We start from the raw sequence: 16,949 nt of genomic DNA, 5'->3' as shown, positions 1-16,949 counted from the left end.
GAGCAAACATGAATCAAACCCAACAGGCAATAAATACATTGATAACACAGGTTGAACAGTCCGTTATTGGTCAGTCTCACGTGGTACGCTCGTTGGTTATTGGGTTATTAACTCAAGGTCATGTGCTGCTTGAAGGCCTACCGGGAACCGCTAAAACACGTTCAGTTAAATCATTAGCAGACAACTTACATACCTCGTTTGGGCGGATTCAATTTACACCAGATCTTCTTCCATCGGATGTCACGGGTACCGAGGTGTATCAAGAGCTAAACGGTAAACCACAACTGTATTTTCAACCAGGGCCTATTTTTAACAGCATAGTATTGGCGGATGAAATTAATCGAGCGCCAGCTAAAGTACAAGCGGCATTATTAGAAGCGATGGCGGAAGGAACGATCACCGTTGGCGATCAAACGCACACCTTACCTGAACTTTTCATGGTACTCGCCACACAAAACCCAGTAGAACAAGAGGGTACATATCCATTACCAGAAGCGCAAATGGATCGATTTATCATGAAGGTTTCTGTTGATTATCCTGATGATGAGGCCGAATTAGACATTATACGCCTTGTTCGTGGCGAAGAATCTTCTCAAAAGCAGACAGCGGAAAAAAAGGAAGATAAGTCAGAAAGCGCAGTTAATATTCAGCTTGATCCTTCTGTCGTCATGCAAGCAAGAAGCGAGTTATCTCAAATTGAAGTCTCTGAGATCAGTGAGCGATATATCGTCGCCTTAGTTATGGCGACACGTAAACCTGAGCGTTATAACGAGTCTAATTTATCTCGTTGGATTGAAATCGGCTCAAGCCCTCGAGCGTCGATCTCTCTGGATAAATGTGCGCGAGCTTATGCGTGGTTGCAAGGTCGAGATTACGTAGAGCCAGATGATATACGAGCAATGGCTCATTCTGTGTTGGGGCATCGTGTAACCTTGAGCTACGACGCGTTGGCGGATGGCGTAACGCAAGAGCAAGTCATTAATGAGTTATTGGATCACGTTGTTATTGGGTAGGGCTTTTTATGAAGGATAAAAGTACTGATCCACGAATACATTGTGATTACAGCAAGCTAATTAAACTGCAATCCCAAGCGAGGGCGTTCAGTTTATTACCGAATCTAAAATCAGGCACTGCGTTGTCTGGTCGCCATTCGTCTATTTTTCGGGGACGAGGTTTAAATTTTGAAGAGCTAAGACATTACCAACTCGGCGATGACATTCGTAATCTGGATTGGAAAGTCACGATGCGAACCGGTAAGCCTCATGTTCGCTCCTATACTGAAGAGAAAGATCGTCATTTTATTATTTGTGTCGATCAACGCAGTAGCATGTACTTCTCATCTGTCGATACCATGAAATCGGTCGTTGCAGCAGAGCTTGCAGCATTAACGGCTTGGCGAATATTACAAGACAGTGATCGAGTAGGGTTTGTTCTTCAATCAACAGAGAAACTGCATTGGTTAACCGCAAAAAGATCTCAAGGGGATTTACTCCATCGATTAAAGTTGTTAGCCAATACAAATCAGTCGTTAGATGTGATGAGTAAAGACAGTGATGCTGTGAGTTTCTCTCAATTTGTCACCTTATTAGGACGCCTAAAATTAAAAGAAACGACAATCATCATTTTTAGTGACTGGCATGGCACTACACCGGATGATATTACCCATTTAAAGCACCTTCAAAAGCATAACGACGTACTTGGTGTGCTTATCTCTGATCCTTTTGAATCCCATCTTCCAGCATTACATAACGACTGGGTTGTTGGCGATGGTTCATTGCAAATTAGTATTAATGAGGCGAAGAAGTTTGATTTAGCCAATAAAGGGTTAAGTGAACAGCAAAGTTTAAAAAGAGAACAATTGATCCAACTCATGGCTGCAAAAGGGTTGCCCGTTATCGAGACAGATACGTCAGGTGCTCATATCGAACAATTTAAACGTGCTGTAGGAGGTCGTCGATGAGCCTTCATACACCACCAAGCAGCTATATATTAAGAGATCTGAGTGAAGTGGTTACCCCTGAACATGTCAGCTGGTTTCCTCAAACGTTAGGGTGGAAAATAATCGCTATTACTTTGGTCGCTTTTAGTCTCTACAAAGCCATAAAGTGGGGAAAAAAGTGGTGGGGAAATCGCTATCGTCGTGAAGCTTTAACACTCGTTATTTCTATGAAAGTAAGGCTTGATGAGCAAGCGAAAATGTCGAATGAGTCGCAAGTGAGTCAGCAACTAACTTATGATTTATTTGAGGTGATGAAAGCTACGGTTGTTTATCTGAATCCTCAACATGCTCCTGTTTTTGGTCATGATTTTCTTTGCGTAATCGACGGTTATTTTCCGAAAAGTTCGACCCCTTTTGATGATGACATTGGTGACGGGTGGATGAAAGCGCTAGTTCAGAGTAAAAATCAATTAACGTTTCAAGAGTTACAGCAATTACTTACCATGTGTGAAGCGTGGCTACGTCATCATCAGGGGGAAGCGAATGTTAATTGATCAACTTGAATTTGCGAACCCGTATTGGTGGTGGATACTGCCATTACCAATGGTTATTTATTGGTTTATTCCTGCTTATCGCACTCGTCAATCAGCCATAAAGGTTCCATTCTTTGATGTGGTTGCTAAAGCCTTAGATGAGACACCATCTGATGGGGCAAGTCAGCTGACTCCTAGTGTGTGGCAAAAAGCGATTTTGATTTTATCTTGGGGGCTATTGGTTTTAGCGTTAACCAAACCGACCATTTTAGGAGAGCCTCAAACCCGTGAGCAATTAGGACGAGATATTATGGTTGTGGTCGATTTATCTGGCTCAATGGCTGAGCGAGACTTCGTTTCTTCTACTCGAACTGATAATGGTGAGCGCCAATCCATTTCACGTTTAGACGCTGCTAAAGAGGTATTATCCGATTTTGTGAAAACCAGAAAAGGCGATCGTTTAGGGCTCATTTTGTTTGGCGATGCGGCTTTTGTTCAAACGCCATTTACCGCTGATCAAAAAGTTTGGCTTGAATTGCTTAATCAAACCGATGTGGCAATGGCTGGGCAAAGTACCCATTTAGGAGATGCTATTGGTTTAGCGATAAAAGTATTCGAGCAAAGTGGTGACGATGAAACGGCGGTAAAACTAGATAATACGATTGATATAAAACCAAGAGAAAAAGTTGCAATTGTACTAACCGATGGTAATGACACAGGCAGTTATGTTGAACCAATAGATGCCGCAAAAGTCGCTGCTGCGAAAGGGGTTCGTATTCATATGATAGCGATGGGGGACCCAAAAACCGTGGGTGAACAAGCGCTTGATATGGAAGTCATAAATCGCGTAGCTAAATTATCCGGTGGTAATGCATTTGAGGCGATGAACCGTGACGAATTAAGTTTGGCCTATGATGAAATTGGAAAATTAGAACCGCAATTGTATGAGAGTACAACTTATCGTCCAAAGCAATCAATACATTACTACGCAGTAATGTTGATCGTGATTATGTATTTATTGGCGTTTAGCTTAGTGACTGTTAAACGTTATTTTAAAGTAGGAGAGGCGGATGTTTGATTCTCTTATGTGGCAACAAATCGTTGAGCAGTTTCATTTTATTCGACCTTGGTGGCTATTGGCTTTACTTCCTCTTGCATTATTAGTTTATTTACGTTGGAAGCAGGACAGTAAGAATGAATGGCAAGATGTATTACCCGAGCATTTGCGTTCGGCATTAACCATCAATGATATGGGGTGGAAAAAACAGCTTCCGCTTAAGTTGCTCAGTGTTTCTATGTTTATTGCTATTATCGTGTGTGCAGGGCCAACTTGGGAGCGTGAACCGTCCCCGTTTGGTGAAGATAAAGCGGCGTTGTTAATTGTATTAGACAACAGCCCATCGATGTTGCAAAAAGACTTAGCCCCGAGTCGATTAGAACGGTCGAAACAGAAGATCCGAGATTTACTTAACGAGCGAAAAGGTGGAAAAACCGGGCTTGTCGTATTCTCCGGATCCGCACATTTAGCCATGCCATTAACCAAAGATAATTTAGTATTTGCTCCGTTTTTAGCCGCAATTAACCCAGATATTATGCCCGTTGAAGGGAAGAGTGCAGAGAGTGCACTAGCATTAATAGAACCACAACTTGGTGATAACAGCGCAGGAACCGTTTTACTGATCAGTGACGGCGTTAATCCTAAGACGATTCAAGCGTATGAAGAGTATTTTCAAAATAGCTCACATCAACTATTGGTGCTAGCGGCAGGTAATAAAGATAAAGTGAGTGATAACCCAATGGATTTATCTTCATTACAAACGCTAGCACGAAAAAGTAATGGTAGCGTGGTGGAAGTGACGGTTGATGATCGTGATATTCAATCACTCAACAATAAAATTCAGCGCCATATGCAGTTGAATAATGAGTCAGCGATGCCGTGGAAAGACATGGGTTACTATTTACTGTTCTTGGTCGCGTTATTGATGCTTTCATGGTTTAGAAAAGGTTGGTTAGTGAAATGGTGTTTAGTGGTATGTGTGGTTTTTCCAACCTTATATTCAACGCCAACCTACGCTGAAAACGTGAGTTTAAAAGCCAAAACTGAAGAGCCGGTGAGTACGGTGACATTATGGCAAAAAATCACTGATGGCTGGATGGATTTATGGTTGACGGCAGATCAACAGGGACAATGGTATTTCGAACAATCAGACTATTTAAAAGCGGCAAAACAGTACCAAGACCCACTTAAAAAAGGGACGGCGTATTACTATGCGGGAGAATATCAATTAGCCCACAGCGCATTTTTACAAGTGAAGTCTGATTTAGGCCTGTTTAATGCGGCAAACGCGCTAGCAAGACAAAGAGAATATGTAGCAGCGCGGGATATTTTCCAGGGGTTATTAACAGAGGATATTGATTCAGAATTAAGAGAAAAAACGGAAAATAATTTGTCTGTAATGCAAGGTATTGTCGATGAAGTAAACCGTACCAGTGAAAGTCAAAAAGGCACAACCGATGGTCCAGAAGAATCGTTTGAGTTAGCAGAAGATCAACCTAAAACCGGTGATGGTGCCGATGAAGAGGTTGATGCCTCTTTAATGACAAAAGAGAGTCTCAATGCCAATGAGATTTTGGGCAGTCAAGAATTAGCCGATAAATGGTTACGTAGAGTTGAGGCTGATCCGAAATACTTCTTACGTGCTAAGTTTCAACTGCAACGATACGAACAAACGCGCAATCACGCAACAGATACAGTGAAGGAGAAGTGAAGATGACCATTAGTAAACAAAGCACAACTCATCTAATGCTCTTCGTTATTATGATAGTTGCGGGTTTCAGCTTTCCAACGCACGCGACATCAATAAATGAGTTAAATAAATCAGACAGAGTAGTAATAAAAACGTGGCTTAGTGAGCCAGCTAATAAGGACACATCACTTAAAACGCCTCGCTACGCGGTCAATGAGCAAATCATTCTTTATATTGAAGTTGCAACACCAAGATGGTTTACCAGTGGCACTCGTATTGCCAATATTGAGATCCCGAATGTCGTGACTAAGCAGCGAAATACGCTAGCGACCAATTTTACGGAACGAAAAAATGGGGTCACTTGGAGCCATCAACGTTGGGAAATTATCTTATACCCGCAAGAGAAAGGGCGCTTTGTGGTGCCTTCTACCGAAGTGAATATCGAGGTTTCCCGTGAGGGAGGCGGTAATGTATCAGGCACCTTATACAGTGCACCACAGCAATTTACAGCAGCAATACCAACCGGGTTATTAACGGACGATCAAACTTGGGTATCTGGACGTAATCTAAGCATTGATCAGCAATGGAATCGCTCAAGTGAGGAGTTAAAAGTCGGAGATACAATAACTCGAACACTCACTATTAGAGGTGAAGATACCTTAGCGATGCTACTGCCTAATATAATAAATAGTTCTTCTAGTAATGAGTACCAAAGCTACCCGCAACCCAATCAACTTTCAGACTCTCAAACGCGCGGTGATTATTTTTCAGAACGTAAAGAGTCGAGTGTGTATGTGCTGCAGGCTGGAGGTGATCTCACTTTTCCTGCCTATCAATTAACATGGTGGGATTTGGATTCTCAGCAACTAAAAACCATTAAGGTAGCTGGAGAAACGGTTAAGGTCTCGCATACATTCCAGTCATGGTTAAAAGCCTATTGGACTTTTATTCTGGGGGGATCAGCCAGTGTTATTCTCTTTGGGTTTGTTGTGGTACGCATAAGACATTATTATAAAACGCACCCTTTACCTGCGCGGTGGATCTATTCAAGGGCGGTTAAGCATGGTCAATGGAACCAGGTAAGAGTATTGCTTTATCGTGTGTTACGACAACAGCATCAGCAACTTGAGCTTAAAAAGCATTCTCAGGTTAATAAGTGGCAGCAAGACTCGACAGATTTTCAAAGCGATAAAGTGACAGTGTCACTATTGCGAGCGGTTTGGAAGAAGGTCAATGTTTTATCGAGTCCGTTAATCGTTTTATTTACTAGGTTAACACCTAAAAGAGCACTTCCTCAGTTGGATAAATATCGAGAGCATTACCTTGCTAAAAACACCGATGTTCAAGATAAATCACACAAAACTAAAGAATAGCGCTTGTGTCTATTTATCAATGATATACAGTGAAATCAGGATAAATAGACCATGACGGTTATTATGAAAAGTACTGAATTAAATTTGATCCCTATCTTTGTCGCTATTTATGAAGAAAGTAATCTATCAAAAGCTGCGGCCAGAATGGATATTAGCCAGCCAGCAGTAAGTAAAGCGCTAAAGCGGTTACGTGAAATTTACGATGACCCGCTTTTTCACCGCAGCACAACAGGGGTAGAGCCTACGGTCTTTGCCTCTGATATTTATCCTGCGATGTCGGCGGCACTCAAAAATTTCACTTCAACACTGTCAGCGTCAAGAGAGTTTGATCCTAAAACATCTAATCGTATCTTTTCTATTGCCGTTGTCTCTACGGTAACTCATTCTTTTATTCCAAGATTAGTGCGTCAAATTCGACAGGCTGCGCCTCATATTGCGTTAGAAATACATCCTCAATTTACCGAGGATCTTGAGGCTGATTTGCGCTTACAGCGATATGATTTAGTCATAGATATGGCTATCCGTGGCAGAACTATGTTGAAATCAGAAGTCGTATATTCTGAAAAACTGATGGTCGTGTGCAGCAAAGATCACCCAAGGATAGGAACGTCTATTTCACTTGATGAGTTTTTAAAAGAAGAGCATGTGGCAGCTTCTCGTTGGCATAGCCGAAGTAGTTTACTTAATGGAGAAGACATTAAAGAGCTGGAAGCGCGTAATATCGTAATTAGAGCATCAGGTGCATTAGAAATGATGCCAATTATTGGAACAACAGAGATGATTGGAATGTTACCAAAATCCGCTGTTGATGGGTTAGGTAGTCACTATAATTTAAAAGCGTTGGATTTACCGTTTGAGAAACAAGAGCACAATTTATGTACTATTTGGCATCCAAGTAGAACAACAGAAAGTGGACATCGTTGGTTGAGACAACAAATACAAAAAGTAGCCAAAGCCGAATTTAACGAAATTAAGTAAATTGATACAAAAGCAGCCCAATAATAAGGCTGCTTTTTGATGGCGGTATTTAATGTTGAGTCACTTCTTTCAAAACCTCACCAGTTGCGCCACTTGGTTGCGTGATACCTAAAACATTCGATAAGGTTGGCGCAATGTCGTAAGGGGTAATTTCGCGACTTACTTTTTCATCATCAATATTATATCCAGCAAAGATAACCGGAACATGAGTATCATAACGCCAAGGTGAACCATGAGTAGATGCAATGGTTAACCCGTCCATGTCATTAATGTAGTTTCTAGGGTTATAAACCACATAAACATCACCTGATCGCATCGGATGATAGTTGTTTTTCACTAGTTGCATGGTATGAGTGTTTGGTACTTGGTTTTTCTCAATATCAGAGCTTGTTACCGCATACGCAATGCCTTTCACTTTTAACAGTTCTTCTGCTATTACTTTTTGTACCTTATCTAACGCTATGCCTTTCTTCTTGATTACTTCATGATTTAAATACACATAAGGTTGAGCATATAAACGAATAGCGTCTTTCTCTAAGCCAAATTCGCTTTTTAAACGCGCAAGTAACTCTGGGGAAATTAGGGTGTTTTGATTGAAATAAGCGGCTTGATTTGCCCCTAACGCATTAACCGTAGCAGGGGCTTCAGGCACACCGTGATCGGCTGACAGCACAATCAATGTATTTTTCAATCCAACTTGCTTATCGACTTTTTTAAGTAAGTTTGCAATGGTTTTATCTAATCGAATTAAGTTGTCTTCTGTTTCTAAACTTGATGGGCCATACATATGAATCACATAGTCATTTGATGAGAAACTCACAGCAAGATAATCCGTAAACTTTCCTTTGCCTAAGTCTTCTTCTTTAAGCAGAGTTTCAGCAAAGTTCCCCGTGATTTCATCTCCTGCTGGGCTAAGTGTTAGCATGGTGCTGTAGTATTTATAGCTTGCTGGGCCATAAGGGTGAGGGAAGGTACGTTTAAATCCGGCAAGGTCAACTTTGTAATCGGGATTGCCTTCTTTTAGAGTATATTTATCTTCAGGCAGTGATAATGCCCATTTTTTTCCTGAGTATTGGTTAGGTACTTTTTGTTGGTTCCATGCAGTAACCCATGCAGGGTACTCATCATAATAGTAATTACTGGTCACAAATTCTGATTGTGCTTTAGAGAACCAAAATGCTTTCCCTGAATGACCACCTAACGAAATAGCGCCACGGTCTTTTACTGATACCGAGAATATTTTTGATTCACCGTTGCTTGCTATCGCGAGTTCGTCACTAAATGTGGTAGATAAAATTGGCTCAGGAGAACGACCATCTTGGGTTGCGACCTTTTGAGTTGGGTCGATCTCGGTTGATTTATTTACACCCGCACCGGAAGTAAGCATGCTGTAGTTGCCATCTTCAACGTTATAGACCAAGCGCTCTTCGTTTCTGTCATACCACACATTTCCAACCATGCCATGAACACTTGGTGGCGCTCCTGTAGCAAGTGAGACGTGCCCAACAATCGTTTCGGTATTTCCGTGTTGGTAATGGGCATTGGTATAATAAGTACCATCTTCCATTAAGTAGCGAAAACCATCTTCGCCAAAGTTCGCTTTGTAGCGTTCTAACAAATCACCGCGAAGACCATCTACGGTAATTTGTAAGATGAGTTTAGGGTTATGCTCATTCGCCAGAGCGGTTACTGGTGTCATCATTACTCCAGCGAGTACGAGACAATGTAATGCGTTGTTCTTCATGTTTTTATTCCTTGCCAAAAGAGTAAATTTTTATTGGTAATCTTAAGTGTTGATTACTTTGCATCTCTTACTAAGCGTAGCCCCATGTCTGCCATTATGATGGATTGGCTTGCGAAATCTCGACGGTAGTTTTCTGACTCATTTGCCTTATAAGAAAAACTGCTGCCTCGCACTGATTTGTGCGCTAAGCCACTTGCTTCGTCTCGTGCATTGTTTGGATTATCGGTTGGTGAGAAACGATAAAAAGTATCGTCATAAGCATCACTAACAAACTCGCCAACATTGCCTGTCATATCATATAAGCCTAGTTCATTGGGTTGCTTCATTCCAACGGGATGAGCTTGATTATTGGCGTTATCGGCAAACCATGCGACATCATCAATGTTGTTTGATCCACTGTAAGTGTAGTTTTGGCTTAAATTTCCTCCACGAGCGGCATATTCCCATTCAGCTTCTGTTGGAAGACGGTACGTTTCACCTGTCAGTTCATTGAGCTTTTCAATAAAGTAATTGGCTTGCTGCCAGCTTAAGTTATTTACGGGAATGTCTGGGGACTGGAAATAACTGAGTGATGAGCCCATTACCGATTCAAATAATTCCTGAGTGACTTCAAATTTTGAAATATAGAAATCATTAACCGAGACAAGGTGAGCAGGCTTTTCTGCTTTTGTAGCCGATGGAGAGTCTGAACCCATAAAGTATTCACCACCTTCAACATAGACCATCGTCTCTTCTATTTTTTGAGTGACAGGGTGTGGTGGCGCGGTTGCACATCCTGCTAGCACTGAACTAAGAAATAAGGTGGTAAATAATGTTTTAAAATTGGTTAAAAAAGAGATTCTAAACATGACATTCTCAACAGTAATGATTGAGTATTTATCATACAGTGAAAAGACTTTCCAAAATGGAATAACGTGTATAACTAATACCAATGTTCTTTTTGTTTATTATGGAGTTAGAACTTACTTAACAACTGGCTATAAAGGGTGGCTAATAGGTTTGTTAGGTAAGTTCTTTTTCTCAAATCAAATACTCATTATCAATAGGAATCAATATGATCATTACTCAAGGTCCTCAGTTTCAGGGTAAGGCTTCAAAACGATTACATGTCATGGCAAAACCCATTGGTGCTGTGTGTAATATTGATTGCACGTATTGCTATTATTTAAGTAAAGAGGACTTACTTGAATACAAAAAAGGCTGCTCACCACAAATGGATGACGAGACATTAGAAACGTATATTCGTCAATACATTGAAGGTCAAAACACCCCTGAAATCATCTTCTCTTGGCAAGGTGGAGAGCCAGCATTACTAGGTTTAGATTACTTTAAGAAAATTGTAGAGTTTCAAAAGAAATATCAGCCAGAAGGGATCATGATCTCGAATGATTTACAGACAAACGGTACCTTATTAACCGATAAATGGTGCGAGTTTCTTGCAGAGCATAACTTCTTAGTGGGCTTGAGTATTGATGGCCCTGAGCTATTACATAATGCGTACCGTACTAATAAAGCCGGTAGAGGAACCTTTAACCAAGTGATGAAAGCGGTGGATTTGCTGCATAAACACAATGTGAAATTTGCGACCTTAACCTGTGTAAATAACTTAACGAGCAGAAATCCACTAGAAGTGTATCGATTCTTGCGTGATGTGGTGAAATCGCCACAAATGCAGTTTATTCCAATCGTTGAGCAAAAAACATTTAGAACGGTTGCTCCTCAAACTGAGCAAATTTCGGCTCAGTTACGACAAGGCGATAAGCGTTTAATTCCGGGAAACAAAGAATCAATAATGGAACCTTGGTGTGTTTCAGATGAAGCATGGGGTAATTTCCTAATTGCAGTATTTGATGAATGGGCCCAGCATGATTTAGGCAAAGTGTTCGTTCAATATTTTGAAGCCAGTGTCGAAACCTGGATGGGGCGTAAAAACCCATTATGTACTTTGGGTGAGATTTGCGGAAAAGGCTTAGCAATGGAGCATAACGGCGATGTATTTGCGTGTGACCATTATGTTTATCCAGAATATAAAATTGGCAATATCCATACTCAAGAATTAGATGAGCTAGCGTACAGTCGTAAACAGCAAGAGTTTGGCTTTGCTAAAGCGAAAACATTAACTACTCAATGCCAGCAATGTGATTATAAATTTGCCTGTCATGGCGAGTGCCCTAAAAATCGATTTATTAAAACACGTGATGGTGAGCCGGGGTTAAATTACCTGTGCGCTGGGTGGAAAAAGTTTTTTGCTCATGCGGATAAATCAATTGCGTATATCTTAAGAATGCTAGGTAATCCAGTTCAACATGGAAAATTTAGTGATGCGGCTCGACAGCAAGCGCAATCTTCTGCGTTTCCAACTAAGTTTTAATGGAGGGGGAGAGAATGAAACCATTACTGAAAAAATGCGCCGCACTAGGGCTTGCTAGTTTATTTGCCATTGCAACGCCAACCTATGCGACGGATTCACTGCAAAATATGACACCAGAGCAACAATTGGCTTATACGGCACAAAATAAAAATGAGAGTACAGAGAAGCGCGCAGAGGCGTTGCGTCAATTAGCGCGCTATCCTAATCAAAACAGTTTAGTTGCCGTAGCAAGAGGATTAAAAGATCCTGACCCCATGATCCGCGAAGCGGCAGTGATAGGATCTGATTTATACCAATTTAAACATCGCTGGCAGATAGTATCGCCGTTATTAACGGATCCTGAGTTGAGCGTTCGTATAGCAGCAACGGCAAATTTGCTTCGTGAATACAACCAGATGTCGGCATCTCAGCAAGATCAAATTGAAGCGCCATATCAAGAAGTAACCGTATATTTGGCAAAACAAAAAGACAGTGCTGACCAATTACTGTTAGCGGATGCCTATCGTTGGCATGGTGAGTGGTCTGAAGCCGATGATATTTATCAGAAACTTGTGAAGATAGAGCCTAACAATTCGCAAATATGGTTAAATTTATCGGATAACTACCGAGCACAGAACCAAGATGAGCAAGCTTTATTGGTATTAGATAAAGCGATTGTTCAATTACCAAAAGAGGCGAGTCTATATTACTCAAAAGCGTTAACTCAAGTACGTTTAAATCAGAAAACACAAGCAGCACAATCAATACAGACTGCTGCTGATTTAGCCGAAAATAATAGCTATTATTGGTATTTAAATGGCGTTTTGCATGAAGATATTGATTTGAAAATCGCGACTGAATCGTTTGAGCAGGCGTATTTGATTTCAGGCTCACCGGAACAACTTTATGCGGTATGTGATATTTACGTGCGCTATGGAAATGATAAAGCGGAGGCGTGTTTAGAAGAGCTTGCCAAAGTTGCTCCTGACTACGTAATTGCTCAACTAAAAGAAAAGCAAAAATAATTAGTACTGTTAATAATAAAAAAGCCCGAGGTATTAATACCTTGGGCTTTGCTGTTTATACTTGTTTGAATTAGTGCACTATTTGCAGTTCATCCACTTCCATATTGATTTTAGTAGGGTTCTTTTGCAGCCAACGTAAACGTAAGCTTAATAAAATCGCAGAAGTCGTTAGACCGCCAATAAAGCCAAACCAGAAGCCATAAACACCCATCGGCTCAGTGATCCAATCTGTCATACCAAGAACGTAACCCGCAGGTAAACCTACAATCCAGTAAGAAACAAACGTACACTTAAAGATAGCTGTCATGTCTTTGTAGCCACGAAGTGCACCAGCGGCAACCACTTGAACAGCATCAGTACATTGGTAAATAGCAGCAAGAAGCATAAGGCTTACCGCCAATTCAATTACTTCTTTGTTGTCAGAATATAGATATGCGATCTGCTCACGGAATAATAAAGTTAATATCGCAGTGCAGCATGCCATTAGCAAACCAAAAGCCAATCCACAGAAGCTTGCAATCTTAGCGCCTTCAAGATCGTTTTCACCTAATTTATGACCAACGCGGATACTAACGGCAATCGCAATACTCATTGGCACCATAAAGATCAACGATGAGAAGTTAATCGCGACTTGGTGCGCAGCAACAACGATTGATCCTAATGGTGAAACAAGTAGAGCAACCGCTGCAAATAACGTCACTTCAAAGAAGATAGAAAGGGCAACAGGTAGGCCTAATTTGAATAAACGGTAGATCTCTTTCGCTTGTGGCTTATTCCATGTTTCGTATAAATTTACACGACGTAATTTAGGCGCAAGAAACGTATAGATAACCATAGTAATAAACATTAGCCAATACACGATTGCCGTTGCAACACCACAACCCACACCACCTAATGCCGGCGCGCCCATTTCGCCATACACAAACATCCAGTTTAAAGGTACGTTAGCTGCAAGGCCGATAAAGCCGATGATCATTGCTGGCGTGGTTAACGATAAGCCTTCACAGAAGCTACGTAGCGCTTGGAATAATAAAAATGCAGGAGCAGCCCATAGTACCGCATGTAAATACCCTTGAGTTTTTTCAAATAACTCCGGTTCGACATCCATAGCCGCAATAATAAAGCCAGCGTTATAAAGGATAAGCATAATCGGTACAGAAACGATTAACGCTAAGTAAATACCTTGATGGATCTCAAATGGAACTTTTTTAGATTTTCCTGAACCATTCAATTGAGCGACAACAGGTACAAGCGCCATTAATAAGCCAACACCAAATAATACTGATGGAAGCCAAACACTTGCTGCAATTGCCACTGCTGCCATGTCAGTTGCGCTTACGCCACCAGCCATAACGGTATCAACAAAACCCATGCCTGTCTGAGCGACACTCGCAATTAGGACTGGTGTTGATAATTTAATTAACCGAACGATTTCTTTTTGGTATCTGTGCACTGATTCACCGTACAAATTTTTAGTATAAAAAGGGCATTAATGTATTAAAGAGCATAAATGCGAGTTCATTTTGCGCTAGTAGCTATCGCAAAAGAAAATGGGGTCTGATTGAGTGCTTTGAACAGAGGAAACTGTTAAAGGTAAGCAGAAAGTGGACAGTATATAGATTAAGAGAGACTTCACAAAATGAAATATTCAACGTATCGTAGATATTTTTAAAATAACCAAAGTCAAATAAAACGTTTTAATGTATTTGATGGTATTGATAGGAGAGAGTGATGTTTACTGGGATTGTTGCGACAACTGCGAAAGTAATTGAAATAGTAAAGAAAGAGAAATTTCAAACCCATGTAATAGAAATTCCTGCACCGTATCATCAAGGTTTAGAAATTGGTGCTTCTGTTGCTCATAATGGCTGTTGTTTAACCGTAACCAATATTAATGGGCATCTTATTTCTTTTGATTTGATTGAAGAAACATTGCGTTTAACTAACCTTGGGTTATTAGAAGTAGGGCAATTTATTAACATCGAACGTGCAGCCCGCTTTGGTGATGAAATTGGCGGTCATTCAATGTCAGGTCATATTGTTGATGTGATGACAGTGAGAGAGATTAACCAGACCACAGAAAATTGCCAAATTTGGTTTGATGTCGCGCCGCAGTGGACAAAATATATTTTACATAAAGGCTACATTGGCGTGGATGGTATTAGTTTAACCATTGGTGATGTTGATGAAAAAGGCTTTAACGTTAATTTGATCCCTGAAACGTTAGAAAGAACCAATTTAAGTGGTCGTGCTATTGGCGATAAAATTAATTTAGAAATTGATCCGCAAACACAAGCAATTGTAGATACCGTAGAGCGAGTGTTAGCGAATCAATAATGAGTTAAAGAAGTAACTTAAAACAGTCCATCTTCCTCATTATTCGTCGTCAGATTTACAGATTGATTTTGAGGATTTATCTCCATCGTGAACTCAATTGCTCGATGACAAGATGGACAGTCATCATAAACGGTTTTATTTGATTGCTTGTGGTCAATAAGCATATTAATAGCGTGTTGGCAATTTGGACACTGGATATTCTGGTTAGTGTAATTATTCACAACAAACTCCTTCTACTGTTCTGCAATTACGATATATGGGTTGACTATTGGTTGCTCGTTAATAGTAGAAAACAGAGTTGGTTTTTGCAGTGAATTAAGTGCAAAAGTTGATAGCTTCGATGTTTTTTCATTAAGATGAGTAAAAAATGAGATGGAAAGTACCATCTCATGATTTTATGTGGTTATTTTTTATTCAGGTTAAGTTTTTCAATGAGTTGTTGAGCATGAAACATGTATTCTCCACCAAACATGATGCAATGGTTAAGAATGTAATACAGGTTATATAGGTGCTGTCGAGTTTCAAACCCATTAGAAATAGGTGTGATGGATTGGTATCCGTCAAAAAAGCTATCTTGAAAACCACCAAATAACTCTGCCATTGCTAAATCACATTCTGGATCACCCCAATAAGAGGCAGGATCATAGCTGATAGGTCCTTTGACACTTAACGCGATATTGCCATGCCAAAAGTCGCCATGTAAGAGTGCTGGTTTGGGTTGATGGTTGTGTAAGATATTTTTAGTGTTCTTGACTAATGTTTCAATATCACCAAATTCCATTCCTTTCTCATGCAATAATTGTAATTGCCAGCCAATACGTTGCTCAGCAAAGAAACAGGCCCATTTACGATGCCAAGTATTTACTTGTAGAACATTGCCAAGATAGTTATCACAATCAAAGCCATATTCAACTTGGTCACCCCATAAATGGTGGTTTGCTAAGCTTACACCAAGTTCAAAAGAGGTTTGCTTATCCATGGGTTTAGTGGGTAAGAAATTTAAGACTAAAAAAGCGTGGTCTTTAGTGGTTCCAACATGAAGTGGAGAGGGAACGAAGATGTGATCGGATTGATCAAGTTGATTTAAACTTTCTATTTCTGTTTCAAAAATCGGAAGCTCAGCTCGTTCATTTATTTTAACGAAATAACGCTGAGAGCCATCACTGATCATATAGCAATCATTAATTTCTCCACCAGTGATGATCTCACGTTCAGAAATAGTGAAGGGACGCCCTGTTACGTCAGAGATTTGTTTTGCTATAGCCTGCCACATAATTGCCTCTCTTGATTATCTGAAAAACCACATCATTAAGGATAGTGTATTCCTAATAAATATCTGTGAAGTATGGCAGATAATACCAATACAATTAATTAGATAAACGGTAATGCATAAAAATCACCCTTATAATTACTTATGTTGTCAATAGAAACGGAAAGGATTTGAGTGTTATTCTCTATTTTGATAAATTGTGACAAAACATATTAAAAGTAAGTTTAAGCCTTTAATCTTTTAAGCGCTATGAACCATAACAAGTGGATAAATTATGATTGTCAATACTGAAGGCTACCATTCATTAATTGAATACCTTACAGAGAATTTAGCTATTTTTGCTAATCAGCAAGGGGATACTGGGGAGGAAACTGTGGAAGACATTGTGACTGATCTAGTGGCTTCTAATTTAATGACGGTATTTGCTCAAAATCCAGAACTAGAATCGGAAATGAGATTCACCTTATTGCGAGAAGCCGATGCTGTGGTGGCGGATTTAGGTGAAGTATTAGCAAGTGCTTGGGTTCAAAAAGCGACAAATGAGCAAGTGATGTTCTTAGATGACTACATAGGCTTGATTAAAAACCTATTTGATAGCGCATTCCGATAATTAGTAGAATTGCTATTAAAGCCAAGTACATTGAAGGTTATTC

General features: G+C 40.2%; 16 protein-coding genes. 11 read left to right on the top strand and 5 right to left on the bottom strand.

Translation table 11 applies throughout. The annotated features are described in order from the left end of the window. Window positions 1–8 precede the first annotated feature (8 nt). The 7 genes from PVK70_RS02740 (at window position 9) to PVK70_RS02710 (ending at window position 7,570) form a co-directional block, all read left to right on the top strand. Window positions 9–1,013 (top strand): AAA family ATPase, encoded by a 1,005-nt coding sequence (locus tag PVK70_RS02740; RefSeq protein ID WP_130047537.1) that lies wholly within the window; start codon window positions 9–11, stop codon window positions 1,011–1,013. A gap of 8 nt (window positions 1,014–1,021) precedes the next feature. Continuing rightward, the gene (locus tag PVK70_RS02735) at window positions 1,022–1,960 is read left to right on the top strand and encodes a DUF58 domain-containing protein (protein ID WP_130047536.1); all 939 of its coding nucleotides are present in this window, start codon (window positions 1,022–1,024) and stop codon (window positions 1,958–1,960) included. Then, on the top strand, window positions 1,957–2,493 hold the full coding sequence (locus PVK70_RS02730; RefSeq protein ID WP_130047535.1) for a DUF4381 domain-containing protein: 537 nt from the start codon (window positions 1,957–1,959) through the stop codon (window positions 2,491–2,493). Before PVK70_RS02735 ends, PVK70_RS02730 begins: the two co-directional genes overlap by 4 nt. After that, entirely contained in the window at window positions 2,483–3,550 is a 1,068-nt protein-coding gene (locus tag PVK70_RS02725) for a VWA domain-containing protein (RefSeq protein ID WP_130047534.1), read from the top strand. The genes PVK70_RS02730 and PVK70_RS02725 overlap by 11 nt, the downstream gene beginning before the upstream one ends. Then, window positions 3,543–5,240, top strand: a complete 1,698-nt coding sequence (locus PVK70_RS02720) for a vWA domain-containing protein (protein ID WP_130047533.1) — start codon at window positions 3,543–3,545, stop codon at window positions 5,238–5,240. The genes PVK70_RS02725 and PVK70_RS02720 overlap by 8 nt, the downstream gene beginning before the upstream one ends. A 2-nt stretch (window positions 5,241–5,242) precedes the next feature. Continuing rightward, a complete protein-coding gene (locus PVK70_RS02715) occupies window positions 5,243–6,592 on the top strand; it encodes a BatD family protein (protein WP_130047532.1) in 1,350 nt (449 codons plus the stop codon). Window positions 6,593–6,655: 63 nt separating this feature from the next. Next, entirely contained in the window at window positions 6,656–7,570 is a 915-nt protein-coding gene (locus PVK70_RS02710; RefSeq protein ID WP_165367142.1) for a LysR family transcriptional regulator, read from the top strand. A 49-nt stretch (window positions 7,571–7,619) separates the two neighbouring features. Here the strand turns inward: PVK70_RS02710 and PVK70_RS02705 are convergent, their stop codons facing one another. Together PVK70_RS02705 and PVK70_RS02700 are read right to left on the bottom strand one after the other, a co-directional pair. Then, the gene (locus PVK70_RS02705) at window positions 7,620–9,314 is read right to left on the bottom strand and encodes an alkaline phosphatase family protein (protein ID WP_422836530.1); all 1,695 of its coding nucleotides are present in this window, start codon (window positions 9,312–9,314) and stop codon (window positions 7,620–7,622) included. A 53-nt stretch (window positions 9,315–9,367) separates the two neighbouring features. Beyond that, a complete protein-coding gene (locus PVK70_RS02700; RefSeq protein ID WP_207216400.1) occupies window positions 9,368–10,153 on the bottom strand; it encodes a formylglycine-generating enzyme family protein in 786 nt (261 codons plus the stop codon). Window positions 10,154–10,368: 215 nt separating this feature from the next. Here PVK70_RS02700 and PVK70_RS02695 point away from each other — a divergent pair, with 215 nt between their 5' ends. Both PVK70_RS02695 and PVK70_RS02690 read left to right on the top strand, forming a co-directional pair. Next, the gene (locus PVK70_RS02695) at window positions 10,369–11,685 is read left to right on the top strand and encodes an anaerobic sulfatase maturase (RefSeq protein WP_130047529.1); all 1,317 of its coding nucleotides are present in this window, start codon (window positions 10,369–10,371) and stop codon (window positions 11,683–11,685) included. A gap of 14 nt (window positions 11,686–11,699) precedes the next feature. Then, window positions 11,700–12,689, top strand: a complete 990-nt coding sequence (locus PVK70_RS02690; protein WP_130047528.1) for a HEAT repeat domain-containing protein — start codon at window positions 11,700–11,702, stop codon at window positions 12,687–12,689. A 70-nt stretch (window positions 12,690–12,759) separates the two neighbouring features. Here the strand turns inward: PVK70_RS02690 and PVK70_RS02685 are convergent, their stop codons facing one another. Beyond that, a complete protein-coding gene (locus tag PVK70_RS02685; protein WP_130047527.1) occupies window positions 12,760–14,142 on the bottom strand; it encodes an MATE family efflux transporter in 1,383 nt (460 codons plus the stop codon). A gap of 278 nt (window positions 14,143–14,420) precedes the next feature. Here PVK70_RS02685 and PVK70_RS02680 point away from each other — a divergent pair, with 278 nt between their 5' ends. Continuing rightward, complete coding sequence (locus PVK70_RS02680) at window positions 14,421–15,026, top strand: riboflavin synthase subunit alpha (RefSeq protein WP_130044585.1); 606 nt, start codon at window positions 14,421–14,423, stop codon at window positions 15,024–15,026. Between the two features lie 17 nt (window positions 15,027–15,043). Here PVK70_RS02680 and PVK70_RS02675 read toward each other — a convergent pair whose 3' ends face one another. Both PVK70_RS02675 and PVK70_RS02670 read right to left on the bottom strand, forming a co-directional pair. Then, the gene (locus tag PVK70_RS02675) at window positions 15,044–15,247 is read right to left on the bottom strand and encodes a CPXCG motif-containing cysteine-rich protein (RefSeq protein WP_122034538.1); all 204 of its coding nucleotides are present in this window, start codon (window positions 15,245–15,247) and stop codon (window positions 15,044–15,046) included. A 182-nt stretch (window positions 15,248–15,429) separates the two neighbouring features. Beyond that, entirely contained in the window at window positions 15,430–16,299 is an 870-nt protein-coding gene (locus PVK70_RS02670; protein ID WP_130044583.1) for a fructosamine kinase family protein, read from the bottom strand. A gap of 271 nt (window positions 16,300–16,570) precedes the next feature. On the opposite strand from PVK70_RS02670, the gene PVK70_RS02665 reads away from it, so the two are divergent. Then, complete coding sequence (locus PVK70_RS02665) at window positions 16,571–16,906, top strand: DUF3802 family protein (RefSeq protein WP_130047526.1); 336 nt, start codon at window positions 16,571–16,573, stop codon at window positions 16,904–16,906. Window positions 16,907–16,949: the final 43 nt, after the last annotated feature.

This window comes from Aliivibrio sp. A6, assembly GCF_028765505.1.
GTDB classification, from domain to species: Bacteria; Pseudomonadota; Gammaproteobacteria; order Enterobacterales; family Vibrionaceae; genus Aliivibrio; species Aliivibrio finisterrensis_A.
Note: the sequence above shows the minus strand (reverse complement) of the source record. Positions and strands in the feature narration are given on the sequence as shown.